The sequence below is a fragment of the Bradyrhizobium sp. CCBAU 45389 genome (assembly GCF_028128625.1).
GTDB classification, from domain to species: domain Bacteria; phylum Pseudomonadota; class Alphaproteobacteria; order Rhizobiales; family Xanthobacteraceae; genus Bradyrhizobium; species Bradyrhizobium liaoningense_B.
Window position 1 is genome coordinate 143,424 of record NZ_LBIY01000084.1, and the last position, 19,061, is coordinate 162,484.

12 protein-coding genes and 2 pseudogenes are annotated in these 19,061 nt (G+C 61.2%); 5 read left to right on the plus strand and 9 right to left on the minus strand.

What is annotated here, in order from left to right; genetic code table 11:
- Window positions 1-324 precede the first annotated feature (324 nt).
- Entirely contained in the window at window positions 325-576 is a 252-nt protein-coding gene (locus XH79_RS15055; RefSeq protein ID WP_271526395.1) for a hypothetical protein, read from the minus strand.
- A 750-nt stretch (window positions 577-1,326) separates the two neighbouring features.
- Here XH79_RS15055 and XH79_RS15060 point away from each other — a divergent pair.
- Together XH79_RS15060 and XH79_RS15065 are read left to right on the plus strand one after the other, a co-directional pair.
- Window positions 1,327-2,862, plus strand: a complete 1,536-nt coding sequence (locus XH79_RS15060; RefSeq protein ID WP_271582133.1) for an amino acid adenylation domain-containing protein — start codon at window positions 1,327-1,329, stop codon at window positions 2,860-2,862.
- Complete coding sequence (locus tag XH79_RS15065; RefSeq protein WP_271582134.1) at window positions 2,859-10,520, plus strand: non-ribosomal peptide synthetase; 7,662 nt, start codon at window positions 2,859-2,861, stop codon at window positions 10,518-10,520. Before XH79_RS15060 ends, XH79_RS15065 begins: the two co-directional genes overlap by 4 nt.
- 122 nt (window positions 10,521-10,642) lie before the next feature.
- Here the strand turns inward: XH79_RS15065 and XH79_RS43285 are convergent, their stop codons facing one another.
- The 6 genes from XH79_RS43285 to XH79_RS15090 all read right to left on the minus strand — a co-directional run bounded on the left by XH79_RS43285 (window position 10,643) and on the right by XH79_RS15090 (window position 13,706).
- A complete protein-coding gene (locus tag XH79_RS43285) occupies window positions 10,643-10,813 on the minus strand; it encodes a hypothetical protein (protein WP_442868910.1) in 171 nt (56 codons plus the stop codon).
- Between the two features lie 34 nt (window positions 10,814-10,847).
- Window positions 10,848-11,099, minus strand: a complete 252-nt coding sequence (locus XH79_RS15070; RefSeq protein WP_271527538.1) for a hypothetical protein — start codon at window positions 11,097-11,099, stop codon at window positions 10,848-10,850.
- A gap of 259 nt (window positions 11,100-11,358) precedes the next feature.
- Complete coding sequence (locus XH79_RS15075; protein ID WP_271582135.1) at window positions 11,359-11,553, minus strand: hypothetical protein; 195 nt, start codon at window positions 11,551-11,553, stop codon at window positions 11,359-11,361.
- Between the two features lie 580 nt (window positions 11,554-12,133).
- A complete protein-coding gene (locus XH79_RS15080; RefSeq protein WP_333921538.1) occupies window positions 12,134-12,310 on the minus strand; it encodes a hypothetical protein in 177 nt (58 codons plus the stop codon).
- A 102-nt stretch (window positions 12,311-12,412) separates the two neighbouring features.
- Window positions 12,413-12,946, minus strand: a complete 534-nt coding sequence (locus tag XH79_RS43125; RefSeq protein WP_333921540.1) for a hypothetical protein — start codon at window positions 12,944-12,946, stop codon at window positions 12,413-12,415.
- Between the two features lie 76 nt (window positions 12,947-13,022).
- A complete protein-coding gene (locus XH79_RS15090) occupies window positions 13,023-13,706 on the minus strand; it encodes a helix-turn-helix domain-containing protein (protein ID WP_271527539.1) in 684 nt (227 codons plus the stop codon).
- Window positions 13,707-13,972: 266 nt separating this feature from the next.
- Between XH79_RS15090 and XH79_RS15095 the strand changes: the two are divergent.
- Window positions 13,973-15,075: pseudogene (locus XH79_RS15095) on the plus strand (ISAs1 family transposase).
- Window positions 15,076-15,459: 384 nt separating this feature from the next.
- A complete protein-coding gene (locus tag XH79_RS15100; RefSeq protein ID WP_128948543.1) occupies window positions 15,460-15,726 on the plus strand; it encodes a DUF3551 domain-containing protein in 267 nt (88 codons plus the stop codon).
- Window positions 15,727-15,978: 252 nt separating this feature from the next.
- Here the strand turns inward: XH79_RS15100 and XH79_RS15105 are convergent, their stop codons facing one another.
- Together XH79_RS15105 and XH79_RS15110 are read right to left on the minus strand one after the other, a co-directional pair.
- Window positions 15,979-16,503, minus strand: a complete 525-nt coding sequence (locus tag XH79_RS15105) for a transcriptional regulator, SarA/Rot family (protein ID WP_271527540.1) — start codon at window positions 16,501-16,503, stop codon at window positions 15,979-15,981.
- A 422-nt stretch (window positions 16,504-16,925) separates the two neighbouring features.
- Window positions 16,926-17,080 (minus strand): annotated as a pseudogene (locus XH79_RS15110) (cold-shock protein).
- 1,689 nt (window positions 17,081-18,769) lie between these two features.
- Between XH79_RS15110 and XH79_RS15115 the strand changes: the two are divergent.
- Window positions 18,770-19,061, plus strand: a 292-nt coding sequence (locus tag XH79_RS15115; protein WP_271582136.1) for a hypothetical protein, incomplete at its 3' end; no start/stop codon positions are given.

Sequence of the window (19,061 nt, forward strand, 5' to 3'; positions counted from 1 at the left end):
TTACGAAAGGCGCACGCGATGCGGTTAGGCTGAGCTGACAAAGTACTTTGGCATTCCAGGTCCATTTTCCCTTGTCCGGAATACCGGGCGGGCGGGGGCTTGTGCCGATTGATACCGCGCTCAGTTGTACGATGTCTGGCGACGCTGTTGGACGGCTGACACAGCAGTGCTGTGGCTATCGCACTGATTGCACTCGATTTCACCTTTGGCACGATACATGCGTAATCGTCTAAAGGGCGCCATAGAGGAGAAATCGTTCGATGAGGACGCTTGCCAGAAACTCTGACGCGGTTGAGTGGCTGCGGCGATACTGCTGACACCATATTATTTGGTGATGCGGAAGGTTGGCAGGAAGATTGAGTGATCTGCTTCGGCGAAGGGTTTCGTCACATCAATGCGGACCAGCCAAGACCCGATAACAGATCCGAACCGATGTGAGCGATTTGCGTGAATCAAGAAAGTCGCCTTCCGATCTTGAGCGATGAGCAGGAGCAGAGCATATCTGCCGCGCATGAACGGCTGGCGCGTGGGGAGGAGTTTTGGCGACGGCGGCTCGAGCAGTTTAGCAGATTGCATCCTCCTTTCGTCTCATCGTCCGTGGCTGCGGCGCCTTCCCGATGGCAGTCGAGTTCATGGTTTAGCCCAGGCGGTTTGGCTAAGCTTTCCCCACAAGATCGCTCGGAATATTTGGTAGCGGCTTGGCTGATCTATCTCGCTCGGATCACGGGGCAAAAAGAGCTTCAACTGGGATGGAAGCCCGCATGGGACCGATTGCAAACTGGCTCCAAACTCTTAATGGCCTCCGTCGTGCCGATGGATGTTTGCATTGAGCTTGCTCTCGATTTTGAAGAAGTGCGCAAAACCGTAGCGGCCGAAGTCGCTCAGCTGAGGGCGCACGCTAGCTTTACCCGAGATCTTATCGCGCGCTGCCCGACATTGCGAGGAGTGGAGGCGCTACGGGCGCGCCAGCCTTGGCCGATTGGTATTGCAATCACGACAGAGAGCTGTGCCGTCGCTGACGATCTGACGACGAACCACATAGCTTGCCATGCCTTGTGCGGCGATTTGCTGACCTTTGAGGTTCGCGCTCTGGATGGGAGCTTCCGCTGGCATTTTGACGCCGCTCGATTAGCGTCCAAGCAGATCGACCGCATGACGCAGCATTTGCAAACTTTGTTACGCAGCGTGATGGCCGATGCTGGGCAGCCTGTCGGCCGAATAGACATTCTGGCCGCCGACGAACGCGCGTATCTACTTGAGCATTTGAATCGGACGACGGCGCCTTATCCGTTTGAGCGATGTATCCATGAGCTGTTCGAGGCGCAGGTGCAAAAGGCACCGGAAGCGGTGGCGGTGGTCTATGAGAAAGAGAGACTGAGCTATGGCGAGCTCAATGCGCGGGCCAACCGGCTGGCGCATCATTTGATCGAGCTCGGGGTCAAGCCGGACCAGCCGGTGGCGATCTGCCTCGAACGCAGCCTGGCGATGGTGGTTGGTCTCTTGGCGATCCTGAAAGCGGGTGGCGCGTATCTGCCGCTAGATCCGGCTTATCCGTCGGCGCGGCTGCGGCAGATTGTTGGCGATGCAGACCCGAAACTGCTGCTTTGCGATGCCGGCGGTCTAACGGCATTGGGTGCGGAGGCCGTGGCCGGTGCGACTGTGGTCGATCTGGAGACGGCGACCCCGGCCTGGGCCGAGCGGCCGGCTTCGAACCCGGACCCGAGCACGCTTGGCCTCACATCACGCCATCTCGCCTATGTCATCTATACCTCCGGCTCAACCGGAATCCCAAAGGGCGTGGAAATGTCCCACGGCGCGCTTGTGAATTCGCTTGCGGGGATTGGCACGTCAAAACTGCGCACACTTCAATTCGCGACCCTGAACTTCGATGTGTCCTGCCAGGAATTGTTCATCTGTTGGAAGGACGGCGGAGTGCTTGTGCTCGTGCGGGAAGAGACCCGGAGGCGCTTCTCCGACCTGCTGGAATTTGTAGAGCGGGAAGCGATCGAGCGGCTTTTCCTCCCGTTCGTGGCATTGAATCATTTTGCGGAAGTCTGGAGCACGCAGCGCGTGCAGCTGCCCTCCTTAAGAGAGCTTTATACTGCCGGCGAGCGATTGCAGGCCACTCCACTGCTCAGGGCGTTCTTCGAAGCACATCCGAACGCGAGATTGATCAATCAATATGGGTCCACGGAAATCAGCGTCATTTCCGAGCACCACCTTGCAGCTGATCCGTCATGTTGGCCCCAGATGCCTCACGTCGGGCGTCCAATCGCCAACACTCGGGTGTACTTGCTGGATGGCTATGGCGCGCCCGTGCCGTTCGGCGCGGTCGGCGAGCTTTACATTGGCGGGGCGGGGGTGGCACGGGGCTACCTCAACCGCCCTGAGCTGACCGCCGAACGCTTCATCGCCAGTCCCTTTGTCGAGGGCGATCGGCTGTACCGGACCGGCGACCTTGCACGTTATCTACCGGACGGCAATCTTGAGTTCCTGGGCCGCAACGACGATCAGGTGAAGATCCGCGGCTACCGCATCGAGCCGGGCGAGATCGTCGCGCGGCTTTGCGAGCATGCCTGGGTGCGCGAGGCGGTGGTGGTGGGGGGGGGGGGGGGGGGGGGGGGGGGGGGGGGGGGGGGGGGGGGGGGGGGGGGGGGGGGGGGGGGGGGGGGGGGGGGGGGGGGGGGGGGGGGGGGGGGGGGGGGGGGGGGGGGGGGGGGGGGGGGGGGGGGGGGGGGGGGGGGGGGGGGGGGGGGGGGGGGGGGGGGGGGGGGGGGGGGGGGGGGGGGGGGGGGGGGGGGGGAGTCGGCGCGGACGAGGGCGATGGAGGCGGGGTTGCAGGCGCCTTGCGGGCGCACTTGAGTGCGCGGCTGCCGGACTACATGGTGCCGAGTGCGTTCGTGCGGCTGGCGGCGCTTCCGCTCACGGTGAACGGCAAGCTCGATCGGAATGCGCTGCCGTCGCCGTCCGATCAGGCCTATGCGCTGGCGGCCTACCAGTCGCCGCAAGGTGCGGTCGAGACGGCGCTGGCGCAGATCTGGGCCGAGCTCCTCGGTGTCGAGCGCATCGGGCGCAACGACCACTTCTTCGAATTGGGCGGCCACTCGCTCTTGGCCGTGCAGATGTCGAGCCGGCTGTCACAGGCTGTCGGGGTCGAACTGCCACTGTCGGCGCTGTTCGCAAGGCCAGTGCTGGCTGACCTGGCGGCAAGCATCGTCGAGCTGTTGAGCAGCTCCGGTCCACAAGAGCTGCCGTCGATTGCAGCCGTGTCGCGGCATGAGCCGCTTGTGCTGTCGTTTGCGCAGCAGCGGCTATGGTTTTTGGCGCAGCTGAACGAAGGCAGCACCAACTATCACATTCCGCTGGCCTTGCGATTGCGCGGGATGCTCGACCGCAGCGCTTGGCGGCGCAGCCTTGACCATCTGTTTGCGCGTCATGAGGCGCTGCGCAGTGTGTTTGTCGCGACCCAGGGCAAGCCCCGGGTTGAGATTTTGTCGCCGGATGCGGGTCTACCGATAGTTGAGCATGATCTGCGGGAGAGATCGGATGCGGAAGCGGCATTTTTGGATCTGTGTCATGAAGAGGGGCGCACGCCATTCGATCTTGCGCGCGGTCCGCTGATCCGCGGGCGTCTGGTGCGGATGTCGGATGAGGAGCACGTCTTCCTGCTGACCCAGCATCACATCGTCTCGGACGGTTGGTCGATGGGCGTGCTGCTGCGTGAACTTAGCCAGCTCTACCGGGCATTCCAGGCTGGGCAGGACGATCCTCTGCCGCCGCTTGCGATCCAGTATCCGGATTACGCCGCCTGGCAACGCCAATGGCTGTCGGGGGAACGGTTGCAGAAGCAGGCGCAGTATTGGCGCAGCGCCCTGGCAGGCACAGCCCGTCTTGTCTTGCCGACGGACCGTGCGCGGCCTGCCCAGCAGTCCTTTGCCGCGGCCACGGTCCCGATCACCGTCGATGCGGATTTGACCCGAGAGCTGAAGCGGCTGAGCCTGCAGCATGGCACGACGTTGTTCATGACGGTGCTGGCGGCCTGGGCGGCGGTGCTGTCGCGTCTGTCCGGGCAGGACGATCTTGTGATTGGCGTGCCGAGCGCCAATCGGGGGCACCGCGAGATCGAAGAGCTGATAGGGTTCTTCGTCAACACCCTGGCGCTTCGGCTGGACCTGTCGGGCGAGCCGCGCGTGTCGGAGCTTCTGGAGCGGACGCGGCGCACGGTGCTGGCTGCGCAGGAGCATCAGGACCTGCCGTTCGAGCAGGTGGTGGAGATCGTGCAGCCGCCCCGGGCTCTTGACCACACGCCGTTGTTGCAGGTGATGCTGGCCTGGGAGAACAATGCGGTTGGGTCATTGGACCTGCCGGGGCTGTGCGTCGAACCTGCCGGGGAGGAGATTGATCAGGTCAAGTTCGATCTGGAGCTGAACCTTGGCGAGCATGGCGAGGAGATCGCCGGAACGCTGGGTTATGCCACGGCGCTGTTTGATCAGGCGACGATCGAGCGGCAGCGTGGTTATCTGCTGGCGCTGCTGCGGGCGATGGCTGCCGATGCACAGCAAGAGGTCCACCGGATCGAGCTGCTCTCGACTGCCGAGCGCACGTATCTGCTGGAGGAGCTGAACCGGACGGCGGCGTCGTATCCTACGGAGCGCTGCATCCACGAGCTGTTCGAAGCGCAGGTGCACAGGGCGCCGGATGCGGTGGCGGTGGTCTGCGAAGATGAGCGGCTGAGCTATGCCGAGCTCAATGCGCAGGCCGACCGCCTGGCGCATCACCTGATCGCCCTCGGGGTCAGGCCGGACCAGCCGGTTGCGATCTGCGTTGAGCGCAGTCCGATGATGGTGGTGGGGCTTTTGGCCATCCTGAAAGCCGGCGGGGCGTATGTGCCGCTGGACCCGGCCTATCCGTCGGCGCGGCTGCGCCAGGTGCTCAACGATGCGGTGCCCCGCCTGCTACTGACCGATGTGGCCGGCCGTGCAGCTTTGGGCGCGGATGTGCCGGCCGATGTGAGCGTGGTGGAGCTCGATGCTGCGGCCCCGGCCTGGGCCAACCTGCCGGAAGCGGATCCAGACCCGTGCGCGCTCAGCTTGACCTCTCGCAATCTCGCCTATGTGATCTACACCTCGGGATCCACAGGCACGCCCAAAGGGGCACAGAATGAGCATCGGGCTATCGTTAATCGCCTGATCTGGATGCAGAACGCCTATGGTCTGAAACCAACAGACGTCGTGTTGCAGAAGACGCCATTTAGCTTCGATGTCTCGGCCTGGGAGTTCTTTTGGACTTTGCTTGAAGGGGCAACGCTGGTACTGGCCCCGCCCGGTGCGCACAGAGATCCCGATGCACTGGTCGACTTGATTGTCACCCAGCGCATCACGACGGTTCACTTCGTACCATCCATGCTGGTCAGCTTTTTGGAGGCGAAGAGTGTTGACCGCTGCACATCGCTGCGGCAGGTTTTATGCAGCGGCGAGGCGCTCCCTGCCGCTAGTGTGTATAGGGTTCGGCGCGTATTGCCCTGGACGGCCCTGCACAATCTCTACGGTCCGACTGAGGCCGCGATCGACGTTACATCCTGGAGCTGCCCGGCTGAGTTTGATGAGGCCATCGTCCCGATTGGCCGTCCTATTGCGAACACGCGGGTCTATTTGCTGGATGGTCATGGCGGGCTGGTGCCGTTCGGTGCGGTGGGCGAGCTCTGCATTGGCGGGGCGGGGGTGGCGCGGGGCTACCTGAACCGCCCTGAGCTGACAGCGGAGCGGTTCATCCCCAGTCCCTTTGTCGAGGGCGACCGGCTGTACCGGACCGGCGACCTGGCGCGCTACCTGCCGGACGGCAATCTGGAGTTTTTAGGCCGCAACGACGACCAGGTGAAGCTCCGCGGCTTCCGCATCGAGCCCGGCGAGATCGCGGCGTGGCTTTGCGAGCACCCGTTCGTGCGCGAGGCGGTGGTGGTGGCGCGCGAGGATGGTCGCGGCGAGCAGCACCTCGTTGCGTATGTCGTTGCCGCCGAAGCTGAGGAATCTGATCTTGCCGGCGGTTTGCGGGCGCATGTGAGTGCGGGGCTGCCGGACTACATGGTGCCGAGTGCGTTCGTGCGGCTGGCGGCGCTTCCGCTGACGCTGAACGGTAAGCTCGATCGAAACGCGCTGCCGGCCCCGGGCGACGAGGCGTATGCGCGCCGGACCTACGCGCCGCCACAGGGCGAGATGGAGACGGTGCTGGCGCAGATCTGGGCCGAGCTGCTGGGGCTGGAGCGGGTCGGACGGCACGACAACTTCTTCGAACTGGGAGGGCACTCGCTCTTGGCGGTGCAAATGATCGAGCGTCTACGGCGGCGGTCACTGCGCATCGAGGTGCGCACCTTGTTCGTCAAGCCGGTGCTGGCGGATCTGGCCGCAAGCCTGGGCCGCCATCACGAGGTGGCGGTCCCTGCCAACCTGATCAGCGAACAGAGTACGGCGATCACGCCAGAGATGTTGCCGCTGATCGAGCTGGCGCAGGACGAGATCGACCGGATCCTCGCCACAGTGCCCGGCGGGGTCGGCAACATCCAGGACATTTATGGCTTGTCGCCGCTGCAGGACGGCATCCTGTTCCATCATTTGCTAGCGGCAAAGGGCGATCCGTACCTGCTGGTGTCGCAGATGGCGTTTGCCGACCGTGGGCTGCTCGAGCGCTATCTTGCCGCGGTCCAGCGGGTGGTGGATCGGCATGACATCCTGCGTACCTCGTTCGTCTGGGAGGGGTTGTCGCGGCCGGCGCAGGTGGTGTGGCGGAAGGCGCAACTGGAGGTGACCGAGGTCGAGCTGGACGGGTCTGCTGGTCCTGGCGCCGCGCAGCTTAAGGATCGATTTGACCCGCGTCGGCACCGCATCGAGCTTGGCCGAGCGCCACTACTGCGGTTTGTGATTGCGCGCGAGCCCGATAGCGCGCGCTGGCTGCTGCTGGAGCTGCAGCATCATCTGATCGGGGATCACACGACGCGGGACGTGATGCATGCTGAGGTCCGGGCCGAGCTGGAGGGGCGCCAGCATGAGCTGACGGCGCCGCAGCCATTCCGCAATCTGGTGGCCCAGGCGCACCTACGCCGTGATGCCAAGGCTGATGAAGCGTTCTTTCGGGAGCTGCTGGCCGACATCGACGAGCCGACCATGCCCTTCGGCTTGAGCGAGGTGCGCGGCGACGGCGGCGGGGTACGTGAGGCTCATCGGATGCTGCCGTCAGTGCTCCATGCGCGGCTGCGCGAACAGGCGCGGCGGCTGGGCGTCAGTCTGGCGAGCCTGTGCCATCTGGCGTGGGGACAGGTGGTGGCGCGCAGCAGCGGCCGCGAGCAGGTGGTGTTCGGCACGGTGCTGTTAGGCCGCTTGCAGGGCAGCGCCGGCGCCGACCGCGCCATGGGGCTGTTCATCAACACCCTGCCGCTGCGGCTTGATCTTGATGGGACCGCCGTCGAGGCGAGCGTGCGGACCACGCACGCCCGCCTGGCCGAGCTGCTGGCACATGAGCATGCCTCGCTGGCGCTGGCGCAGCGCTGCAGCGCTATTGCGGCGTCGGCGCCGCTGTTCAGCACGCTGTTGAACTATCGTCACAACACGGCGCCGGCTGTGCCCGGCTCCGGGACGGATAATGTCTTGTCGGGCATGGAATGGCTGGGCGGGGAGGAACGCACCAACTATCCCCTGACCCTGTCGGTGGAGGATTTTGGCGAGGCGCTGGGCCTCACTGTGCAGGTGGCGGAGCCAATCTCGGCGGATCGGATCTGCGGCTACATGCAGCGGGTGCTCGAGCAACTGGCAGAGGCGCTGGAGCATGCCCCGGATACGCCGGTACGCAAGCTCGACATCTTGCCGGCTGAGGAGCGCACCTATCTGCTCGAGGATCTGAACCGGACGGAAGAGGCCTATCCATCAGAGCAGTGCGTCCATGAGCTGTTCGAGGCGCAGGTGCAAAAGGCGCCGGATGCGGTGGCGCTGGTCTGCGCAAACGAGCGGCTGAGCTATGGCGAGCTCAACGCGCGGGCCAACCGGCTGGCGCATCTTCTGATCGAGCTTGGGGTCAAGCCGGACCAGCCGGTGGCAATCTGCCTCGAACGCAGCCTCATGATGATGGTTGGCATCTTGGCGATCCTGAAGGCGGGCGGTGCCTATCTGCCGCTGGACCCAGCCTATCCCAGTGAGCGGCTGCGGCAGGTTGTCAACGATGCCGCGCCGCGCCTGCTGCTTTGCGACGTCGTCGGTCGCGCAGCACTCGGCCCCGAAGTGCTGACCGATGTCACGGTCATTGATCTGGAGACGGGCACGCCCGCGTGGGCCGAACGGCCGGCTTCGAACCCGGACCGGCACACGCTTGGCCTCACATCGGGCCATCTCGCTTATGTGATCTACACCTCAGGCTCAACCGGAACCCCAAAGGGGGTCATGGTCCAGCATCAAGGATTGGTTAATCTGCTGTGGGCTCAACTCGGCCTCTTTGGCGCTTCTTCCAACAGCCGAGTCGTGCAGTTCGCCTCCATTGCTTTTGATGCAAGCGCTTGGGAGCTTGTTATGGCGTTTGGCTCCGGAGCCGCTTTGCACTTGCCCGCGGAAGAGATCCGTCAAGCGAGTAACAAGCTATCGGATTATCTCCAAAGCGAAGCCATCACCCACGCGACATTGCCCCCAGCGTTGCTTCAGACAAATCCGGAATGTTTGGCTGTGCAAGTTCTCATTCTTGCTGGAGAGCTGCCGAAGCCAGAACTCATCCGAAGTCTGGCTCCAGCATCAATGGTTAATGCTTATGGCCCGACCGAGACAACAGTCTGCGCGACGATCTGGCCTTGCCCGGCTGATTTCAATGGGTCGGTGGTCCCGATCGGGCGCCCAATCGCCAACACGCGGGTGTACTTGCTGGACGGCCATGGCGCGCCCGTGCCGTTCGGCGCGGTCGGCGAGCTTTACATTGGTGGGGCGGGGGTGGCGCGGGGCTACCTCAACCGCCCTGAGCTGACCGCCGAACGCTTCATCGCCAGTCCCTTTGTCGAGGGCGATCGGCTGTACCGGACCGGCGACCTTGCACGTTATCTGCCGGACGGCAATCTTGAGTTCCTGGGCCGCAACGACGACCAGGTGAAGATTCGCGGCTACCGCATCGAGCCGGGCGAGATCGTCGCGCGGCTTTGCGAGCATGCCTGGGTGCGCGAGGCGGTGGTGGTGGCGCGCCAGAACGGCGCCGGCGACAAGCATCTGATCGCCTATGTGGTCTGCGCGCCCGAGGCCGGCGCGGACGAGGGCGACGGAGGCGGGGTTGCGGGCACCTTGCGGGCGCACTTGAGTGCGCGGCTGCCGGACTACATGGTGCCGAGTGCGTTCGTGCGGCTGGCGGCGCTTCCGCTCACGGTGAACGGCAAGCTCGATCGGAATGCGCTGCCGTCGCCGTCCGATCAGGCCTATGCCCTGGCGGCCTACCAGTCGCCGCAAGGTGCGGTCGAGACGGCGCTGGCGCAGATCTGGGCCGAGCTTCTTGGTGTCGAGCGCATCGGGCGCAACGACCACTTCTTCGAACTGGGCGGCCACTCGCTCTTGGCCGTACAGATGCTCGGTCGAGCATCAAATCTTGGGCTGAGTTTTAGCGCCACCGACCTCTTCCGCGCACCTGTTCTGAAGGACCTCGCATCGAAGATTCGTTTGCAAGTGCAGCCCAGTCACTCGGCGGTGATTTCCGTTCGACCGAACGGATCGCAGCCACCGCTCTTCTTTGTCCCGACAGGCTTTGGCGATTGTTCGTATGTCCTCGGTTTGGCGGCGGAAATGGATGCAGACTGCCCGGTCTACGCTCTGCCATGGCCGCATTTCGATGACGTTCGTCCACCGACTCTTGAGGCGATGGCCGCGGAGGTGATTGTTGCGATTAAACAGATCCAGCCACGGGGCCCATACCGCTTTGCTGGATACTCATCAGGTGCAATCCTGGCGTATGCAATTGCCGAGCAGTTACTGAGTGTTGATGAAGTTGTGTCATTCATGGCGTTCATCGATGTCAGTCTACCTTCGGCTTCTTCAAACGGATCACTGAAGAATTTGGCGCGAGAATTTGTTTTGGATCGTTGTGGGATCTTGCGCGATGAATATCGCGAGGTTTTAGAACGCGACACGGAACAATGTTCCATCTCTGAGTTGCTCGAAAAGGCGCAGCAAACAGGAGCGTTAGCTCCAGATCACGATCTTCACAGTGACGTTTCGACGTATGAAAGAGCCGCGGCATTTCACCGGGCGCTACAATCGTATCGCATTCCGTCGCTCCCAATTGAAATATACCAGTTTTATGCCAGTGAGCCTCTTAGTCGTTGGGTACCGCCTGACAAGCAATCTGGTCGCGATGCAAACCTGCCAAAGCTTGGCTGGGACCTGGTCGTCGATGCGGGGGCCATTCATGCGATACCTGTTCCAGGCAACCATGTGACAATGGTGAGCAATCCAGAAAACCGCCAAGCTCTCGCTCGAGCCATTTCAACGGCCCTTATCGGGACTCTTGAATAGACTCAAAGATTTTCTCCGAAGGCTCAGGTTCGAAGTTTAGTTTCTAGACTAGCCCCAAATATCCATCCCACAAGACAGAACAGGAGTAGATTTGCGGGTAATCGTACCCGACGATGTTCCATTCAGCGACCGAGAACCGATTGCGGAAATCCTTGTCCCTGCGCTGCCGGACGCGGCAGCCGTTCCAGTGTCTTGTTTAGGTCGTAAGAAAAGAAGCCGGTCACACCGCCCTGAGAAGATCGCAGCGACGCTGCTGCCGATTGTGGGAGAGGAGCGCGCGGAGAGCGTCCCATGGACCGCCGTCGAGAGCCTCACCGTCGTGTCGGTTCACCTGATGATACCGAGACCGTCTTTCACGGTGAGTGTGCCTTGGCAAGCAATATGGTACTTGCGCCCAACAACAGGCATCTCGTCAGCCTGGGAGAATGACGGCACGTTGATCGATAGCTCTTTTACGAGAACTTCCTCATATCCGCCATCTCTCTCCATGATCACGCGCCACCTCCATTCGCCGCCCGGGCTTTCGTCCGCCATTGTGCTGTAGCGAAGGCGAATCAAAGTACTCATTGAAGTGCTCATCGAGATGATCTCCGACCCCATAGGCCGAAGGAAGCCATTGCCTATCCCAAACGAGGGCGAGCAGGTCGTCAAGCCCAGGAAGCCTCTCCGATGTTAGCGCACTCTTTGGGCGGTTCAACTTAGCTGCTCGAAGCGTCCGTCCAATACATACAAACGTTTGTGCGGGGCCGGTTTGGTAGATGGCTCCAAAAGAGCGCGTGGCACGACGCCGGCAACTCCGGGGACAGCCCTGATTGCAATTGCCGGTTTTCGCTCTCATTCAAATGTTGGAAATGACTGCGCAGGTGCCGTCCAATTCGTTGCGCCCGATCGCCTGGTAGCTTTGAAAGCAGGTGAGTACGACACGATCGAATGGCTGAACCAGTCCGAGCTTGCAAAGCGGCTCCAGGCTTTGCGAGCAGATCATGCCGCGTGCCGCGTGCCGCGTGCCGCCTGCCGCGCGATACCGGACCATCTATGCTTGCCGGCGCCCAACCGAAAACAGCCCTGGTTCAGACGGAGAGCCGTGGGAGCATTCCGTCGGGCCGCATTCCTGCCACCCATAATCCGCAAGTCAGGCGCTACTCCGGACGGACAGTGCTGCCCTCCAAGAAGTGCCCGGATGTTTCCGGCACGGAGCGCCTCTCGCCATTCCATTTGAGGCCATGCATCGGCAACTCGAATATGGGAGCGGCACCATCTGAAGCCGGAAAGGCTGTTCGAGTCGATCATCAAAAGATACCAATTTGATATCCGTGACGGCGGCCAATTTATCCGTGACGATGAAGGTGTCGAGCTGGACATAACGAAGCTGCGCGCGAAGAGGCGACTACTACGCTCTCAGAGATGGCGCGCGAATAGGCCAGAAGCAGGCCGCATCACCGCGTGGCAATTGAAGTTCGCGATGATCATGGACCTGTCTTGCAGGCGAGCGTTAGCTTCGCGGTGAAACCACTCGAGCGACTTGAAAGGCTTCGGCAGGAATCGAAACAAAAAGTGGGGTGCCGACCCGGACAATTGGGATCCATCACGCCGTAAGGCTCGCAAGCGTTACGCTACTGGTCCTTGGTCAGTGTAGTATTTCGCGCGGTCACCTGCCCTGGCGACAGGCCGACGAGCTCCTCGTACAAACGAGGATCGGTCGCGCCCTCGGTGTTGATCAGGAAGACCTGCGCATCTGGTCCAAGACCGATCTTTTCCCGCAGGCTCTGGTCGGAAGCAACCTTCAGCAAGCCCGCGAGACCGACACCGCCGCTCTCGCCTGCGACAACGGCTGGGTCGCCGTGCCTAGGATTCGCAAGCCGCAGTTTACAGGCCAGGTCTGTCCGCCGACCTCACCGCTGATCCAGTGTAGATGCGCTGCTGCCATGAAGATCGGATGCTCCATCGCGAAAGCCGATGCTTGCCGGGGACCAGCATCCTACGGATCGCACGCGCGAGGCGGCCGAAATCCTCAAACAGTAGAAGGTCAACGCACTGTGAGCGAGGTCAAGAGTGGCCTTCGGTAGTTCCAACGTGTCGAGATCGGCAATCCGATACGTGATGGCGCCGTCCGCTGTGTCCGCTCTTGCTCGCGCGATCGTTCGAAGCCGCGCGCCATCCAAAGAAAGAATCTGCGGCACAAAAAATGGTCCGCAAAGTCGCGGCGACAAATGCATAGCTTGGATGCCATCAAGGGCGCGCGTAAACCTGAGTGCATTCCATTCGAGATCGAAACGGCGGTCGAGGCTATCGCAATGGTTTGCCGTCGTCACCGGCATCGGCTCAAGAGCCTGTATGATCCGGCAGTGTTTACCGGCACCGCCCGAAGGCACATCGCAGCGTTCGGGACACTCGATGGCTGATTGGTTGCCCCCCGGAGGTGACATCAATCTATTCCTGAAGGCGGTAGTTGCTGCGCGGGCGATCCTAACCGCGACCGAAGGTTTTCAGGCCCTCCGCATCTTAGCTTTGCAGGTCAAGGCTCGCGAGCCGCTGCCGGTCCAGAATCACAATCTCGCGTTGGGTGTTGCCGATGAAATCGAGGACGCCATCAGTGTGCAATTGCGACACTGCACGCGAAACGGTCTCGACGGTCAAACCAAGGTAATCGGCGATGTCGCGCCGAGACATTGGGAGCGAGATCACGTCAGCAGCCGCGAGTCGTTCATCCATCTCGTACAAGAACGCGGCAACGCGCTCCAGAGCAGTTTTACGTCCGAGCAGCAGCATATGGTCTTCGGCGTGTTGCAAGTTATTCGTCGTCAAGCTGAGCAAGGTGCGCCAGACAACCCCGTCATTCTCGGCGGCCGTCTCGAGGTGTTGGCGCCTGATCAGGCGAACAGTGGTTTGGATGATCGCTTCCGCCGTCAATCGGCGGACTCCGCCGTTCTCGAGTCCAAAAATATCACCCGGCAAATGAAATGCGCCAATCTGGCGCCGCCCATCGGAGAGTAATTTGTAGGTCCGTACCGCGCCTTTCCTGACCTGATAGACGTACTCGGCTGGCTCACTCTCGATGTAGATGGTTTTAGCTTTCTTGTAAGTGAATTCACTCAAGCTGACGATCGGATTCGAGCCGCTCGATATGCCGAGCTCACTGAGCGAATTGATTCGGGATCTATGGTCTGTGGTGATGCTCACGAACATGGTCCGACACTCCTGAAACAGAACATGCGAAGCGAATAGGAGCCTCGCGAATCGATCCGGCGCAATCTATGGATGTCATTGTAACAAGCGGCTACGAAGTGAAGAAGTGGTGTCGTTGTGACGCAGTGCGTGCGCACCAGTTGAGGTGACGCAATGTGTGGCCTCCGGTCGACGTGCAGGGGAATCGCATATGGATTTTTCTGGCCTATTGCATTGGAGAGCAAGAGAGATTCTGAAGACGACTCCCGAATCATGGAGGGGGTCGGATGCGCAGATTTGCGAGGGCTTTTCGTCAATTGCCGGACCCGCGCGCGGCCAATGCCAAGCACGATCTGCTGGAGGTCTTGGTCATCGCGCTGGCGGCCACGCTGTGCGGAGCAGAGTCGTGCTCGGACATGGCGGACTTCGGAGAGGCGAAGGAAGAGCTGTTGCGGCTTTTCCTACGCCTGGAGCATGGCGTGCCGAGCCACGACACGTTCAGCCGCGTGTTCCGCCTACTCAACCGGAGGCCTTCGAGAAGACATTCCGTCGCTTCATGGCGGCCTTCGCCAAGGCCAATGGGCTCAAACTCACGGGGGTGGTGGCCGTCGATGGCAAGGCGCTGCGCGGCGCCTACGAACACGGCGGGAAGGCCACGCCGCTGCATCTGGTCAATGTCTTCGCGGTGGAAGCCCGCATGGCCTTGGCCCAGCAGAAAGCGCCCGGTCGCAACGAGACGGCCGGCGCCTTGGAAGTGCTGGAGCTTCTCAATCTGGGGGGCTGCATCGTCACCGCCGATGCGCTGCATTGCAGCCGCGCCTTTGCCAGCGCCGTGCTGCAACGAGGCGGCGATTACGCCCTTGTGGTCAAGGCCAACCGCGGCCCCTTGTTCAAGGCGGTTACGCAGCAGTTTGCGCGGTCGGGCAAGCGCAGCAGTGCTGCACAGATCGAGCCTTCCAGCCACGATCGGCGCGAAGCGCGGCAGGCCACCGTCATGCGCAACACCAGCCTGGCGAGACACCACCGCTTTCCTGGAGTTGTCGCAGTGGGGCGCGTCACCTCGCGCAGGCGCCCGCGGGGCACGCCAGCCGACACGCCAGTCGTGCGCTACTATCTCCTCTCCAAATACATCTCGCCCAAGCGGCTGCTGCACGTCACCCGCAGCCATTGGGGCATCGAGAACCAGCTTCATTGGGTGCTCGACGTTCATTTCGCCGAGGATGGCAATCGTGCCCGAAAGGACAATGCCCCCGAGAACCTCGCCATCCTGCGCAGGCTTGCCCTCAACATCCTGCGATCTCACCCCGACCGCGCCTCGATCCGGCGCAAAATCAAGCGCTCCGGCTGGGACGATGCCTTCCTTCTCAGCATGCTCGGCCATATGCGATAGCCCTGGGTCGACGTGGGGGCCCCGCAACACCCGTCGGAGCGAACGAAGCGATCGATAATCGACTGCTATACGAGTGTTCTGCTGCGCAAAGGAGCCAAGTCGCGCTTGAAAGATGCGTTTCACTGCGGAGTATCTTTGAAAGGCGGCTTCGGATTGCGAGTGAGTGTGTCCTGGACCAAGGACGGGCGCGGATAATCGGCTCCGGCCCTCTTATTGCCCCACCCTGATATCAACGTCTGCTCAAGTGCCCCCGTCGAGGCTCTGCCACGGGTGATTGTCTTGCTGACAATGGTCCAACTGGACCCGACACCGGCAATTGACTAAGATCAAACCATCTAATTCGGATACTCTATCCTTCAGCGAATTAAGGAGGCAAGAGATCTCATGCGTTACCTTCTCGCGACTGGAATCCTAGCACTTCCTATCCTCGTTAGCTTTGGATCAGGTTCGACCGCTGCTTCACGGGTTCATTCGTACACCCCACCGGCGCGCCAAGACGTTTATTGCCTGCAGGGCCGAGCCTGGGGATATCCGGGCAACTGCCAGTTCTCGACCTACAGTCAGTGCATGGCTACCGCATCCGGCACCTATGCCTATTGCGGTATCAATCCGATCTACGCCTTCGAGCGACAGGGAAGGCAATTGCGCTGAGGCGAACGTCGTCAGGTCAGCCAAGCAGCTTTGGATGGACGTGCGCGCCGTTCAGACTCTTGTCGCGGTTCGCTCGACCCCAACCGGTGAATCGGCTGATTGGGCCGTCTGTTCGACTGCGCCCGGTGCCGTGCTTGCATCTGGACGGCAATACCCGCTCCCGGGGCGGGGCGACACTGTTAGAAACGAATCTTCTGGCTCAGATGGTCTCTCGGAAGATAGCAGAAGGCCCGCGTTCTTCCCAGTACTGTCTCAATCTGTCTCAGAGTTCAGCGCGGCGTGCAGCCGAGCCTTCTCCAACCGAGACCTGAGTCCACTCAAACAGGCCGCCAGTTTGGCGAACTCCTGAATGCTGAGATAATCAAAGACAAACTGTTCAAGCTCGTCCTGCTGCCTTGCAATGCTCGCAAGGCTCTTGCGAGCGATGTCCGTGAGCGACAAAAGGACGTACCTGGCATCATTCATGTCAGATTTCCGGCGCACGAACCGCTTACTCTCGAGCTCCTTCGATTGCTTGGTGATGAAACCCGACTCAACTCTCATCAGCTTCGCGACGGCATTGACGGGAACACCATACTCTTCTTCCAGCTCCGTCAGAGCCATCAAGATCATCATTTGCGGACCAGTAATGCCAAGCGCATTCGCGTGGTAGGACCGAAGATCGTCAAGACATATGTCGATTGATCTGATCTCCCATGTAAAACGCCTGAGTAGATCCTGGCTGGCGCGTGGCTCCTTCCGGGAGCGTGTTGCTAATGCAGGCAGCTTGGGTGGCATCTGATCTCAGGAGCTCCATCCTCAAAATATTGCTTGCTGGCTGGGTGGCTCAGCAAAGAGGACCGATCCTCGCTGATCACTTTGACGCCCAAAGCGCCCGATCAATCAGGCGCCACAGCCAGTCCATTCGTTCCGGTTCGATTTATGAGGATATCACCCAGCGCCGGCTTCGAGTGTACCACGCAAATTCGCAAAATCGTTGCGATTAAATCCGTCAAAAACTCGATTGTCTCCGCCGGATTTATGTCCACCGCCGCCCTTATGCGCATTTGAGCTGCAATGGAGCGCGAGAACGTGAGCAGCGAGGCACCAAAGCCGGCTTTGCAGCTCTTACTTTGGAAGCAGGCACGGCAGCCTGTGCACCTCGTATTGTGGTGGCTTGGTCCTTAGAGAACCATGTCTTCCCTCGCCGCGAAAAAAGGTCATCCTATACGCAGATTGTCTGCGGACACTTTGCCGGAGCTGCCGGTCTTGCGCTCGAAGCTGATCCGGGCCCCCTCAGCAAGGAGGTGTATCCGGCCTTCTCGACTGACCTGATGTGCACGGCTACGTCGGCTTCGCCATCATCGGGCTTAATAAATCCCTAACCCTTTGTCGCGCTGAACCACTTCACAATACCGGTTGCCACTACAATGTCTCCGTCTCAAACAACCGCGATCTAAGTATGGTTTGCGAAGGCATCAGGCCGGTGCGGGGGGGCAATGTTGCTCCAGCACGATATGGAGCAACATCGTCGCCGGGCGTGAGCTTTACGGATGAGCTAGGTGGAACGCCCATCGCGCGCCCTTAGCCGCTTTCGGCGGAGGTGCCGGCGACTGGCACTGTGACCTTGTCGGCCCGGCGCAAGCGCGGGAAGCTTACTTGCAAGGGGGGGCTCAGCCATGCCTTCGAGCGTTCGCGCCTGAGAGTCAGGTACGCTCTTCTGTTCCAGAAGAGCAAGAAAGGCCCGGCCTTTGTCCGTTATGATCCATTGTCCGGGTTCTCGCGTAACCAGTCCTTGTCCGAAAATATTGAGGTCCGGCGCCCGCGCCGCCAATCGCTTCGTACGATCCGTCCACTCCGGACCGCTGGTGTAGAACACCGCCAGGTAATCCTTTAGGACGGGAAGGCTCGCCCGGCCGTCCGGTTGGCCGGCGAGAATCTTAAGTATCGAGACCTGAAAACTCACTTTCTCCAACCAAACGGGTTAGCACCAAAGCCGCAAATCTTAGCGGCACCTGCCGGACCCGCGCTCGACTTTAGAACAAGAACACTCAAAACAAATGCTGGTGCGGATCCGGCAGATGGGGCGCGAGTTTAGGCCGTCCTTGTCGGGCTGGGGAGGCCCTTTGATCCTATTCCTCGCTCGTTCCTGCATGGCTGTCGGGCCCTCAAGCATCGAACCTGCCTGATCATGGACAGCTCAAAGCTTGGCACAACGGAATTTGCGCCTCTCAAAGAGACAGGTTTCGAGGACGAGTAGTCCGATCTAGTGTCGTCGCGTCCATACGCGTGTGAATGGATGCCCAAAGGTGTTCGCCAAATCGCAATTCGGATCTCAAGCCTGATAGGATTTGAGGTGACGTTGGCTGCTCTTATCTCGCATTCAGGAAAGGATTGCGGCGCATATGCGCCAGTTCATGCTGGATCTCGGCGCCGCTTCACTTCGCGGCCCTGCATCCGCAAGCCCGTCGGCCTAAGCAGCCGGACCGGAGCCATGATCGGTCGGTAAGCTGCCCGGTCGAAAGTCCGATCTCAAAACGCGAAAAGGCGATTGCTGACAGCGATGGCGGGACTTCCGGCGAGCTTGCGCTCAGCATCGTACCTCGCCCGCAGTTCTTGACTGAGGCTGACTCCGACGACGAAGGCGAGGCCGTGTGGCGGAATTTCGTACTCGAAGCCGTCGAGGAGACGGTGGCGCTGCTGCGGCGCTCAGGGATAGGACACCTACGCGTACCTGTACGCCCCGACGAGCATGAGCGTCATGCCCGCCTTCATGGTGCCCCCCCGCCAAAGGAGCCTCAACGGAGAGGGTGTGAGAGGGCTCGCGTAAACCTTGGCTATAAGGGGTCGCGGACTGCGCTAGATTGGTGCCTGTGAGGGGTAGCCCGGTGGAACAATTTTTGTGCAAAATGTGCCCTGCTTCTTCGGGGCGCACTTCAAGGGAATAGGGTCCTTAACGTCGTGAACGTTAACAGAGATCTGAAGCGAAACTCGGTATCGGTGGTTGCGCCTCGAGTATGAGGCCGGCGATTCGGGCGGTCGCCCGTGATGGAGGTAGGTCCCTATGGTGCGGCTCGACCTCAACTATGTCTGGGAAGCAGAAGCCGGTTCCTGTTGTGCTGCGCCGAACTGGGCTGGCGAACGGCTTCGGGCGCGGTTGCCATTTGCTGCCGACAACAGGCAATGGCTACAGAACGGGCGACGAACGCCGCCTGAGTGGATCGGCGGGACAGAGGCCTATTGGGAGCTGCCGAAATCCTGGTTCAATGACTGCGTCGATCGGGCACTGCAGCGCTACGGCAAAGTCTATATCATCCAGCCTTACCGCGAACAGGAGATCTGCGCGCGGGTGTGCC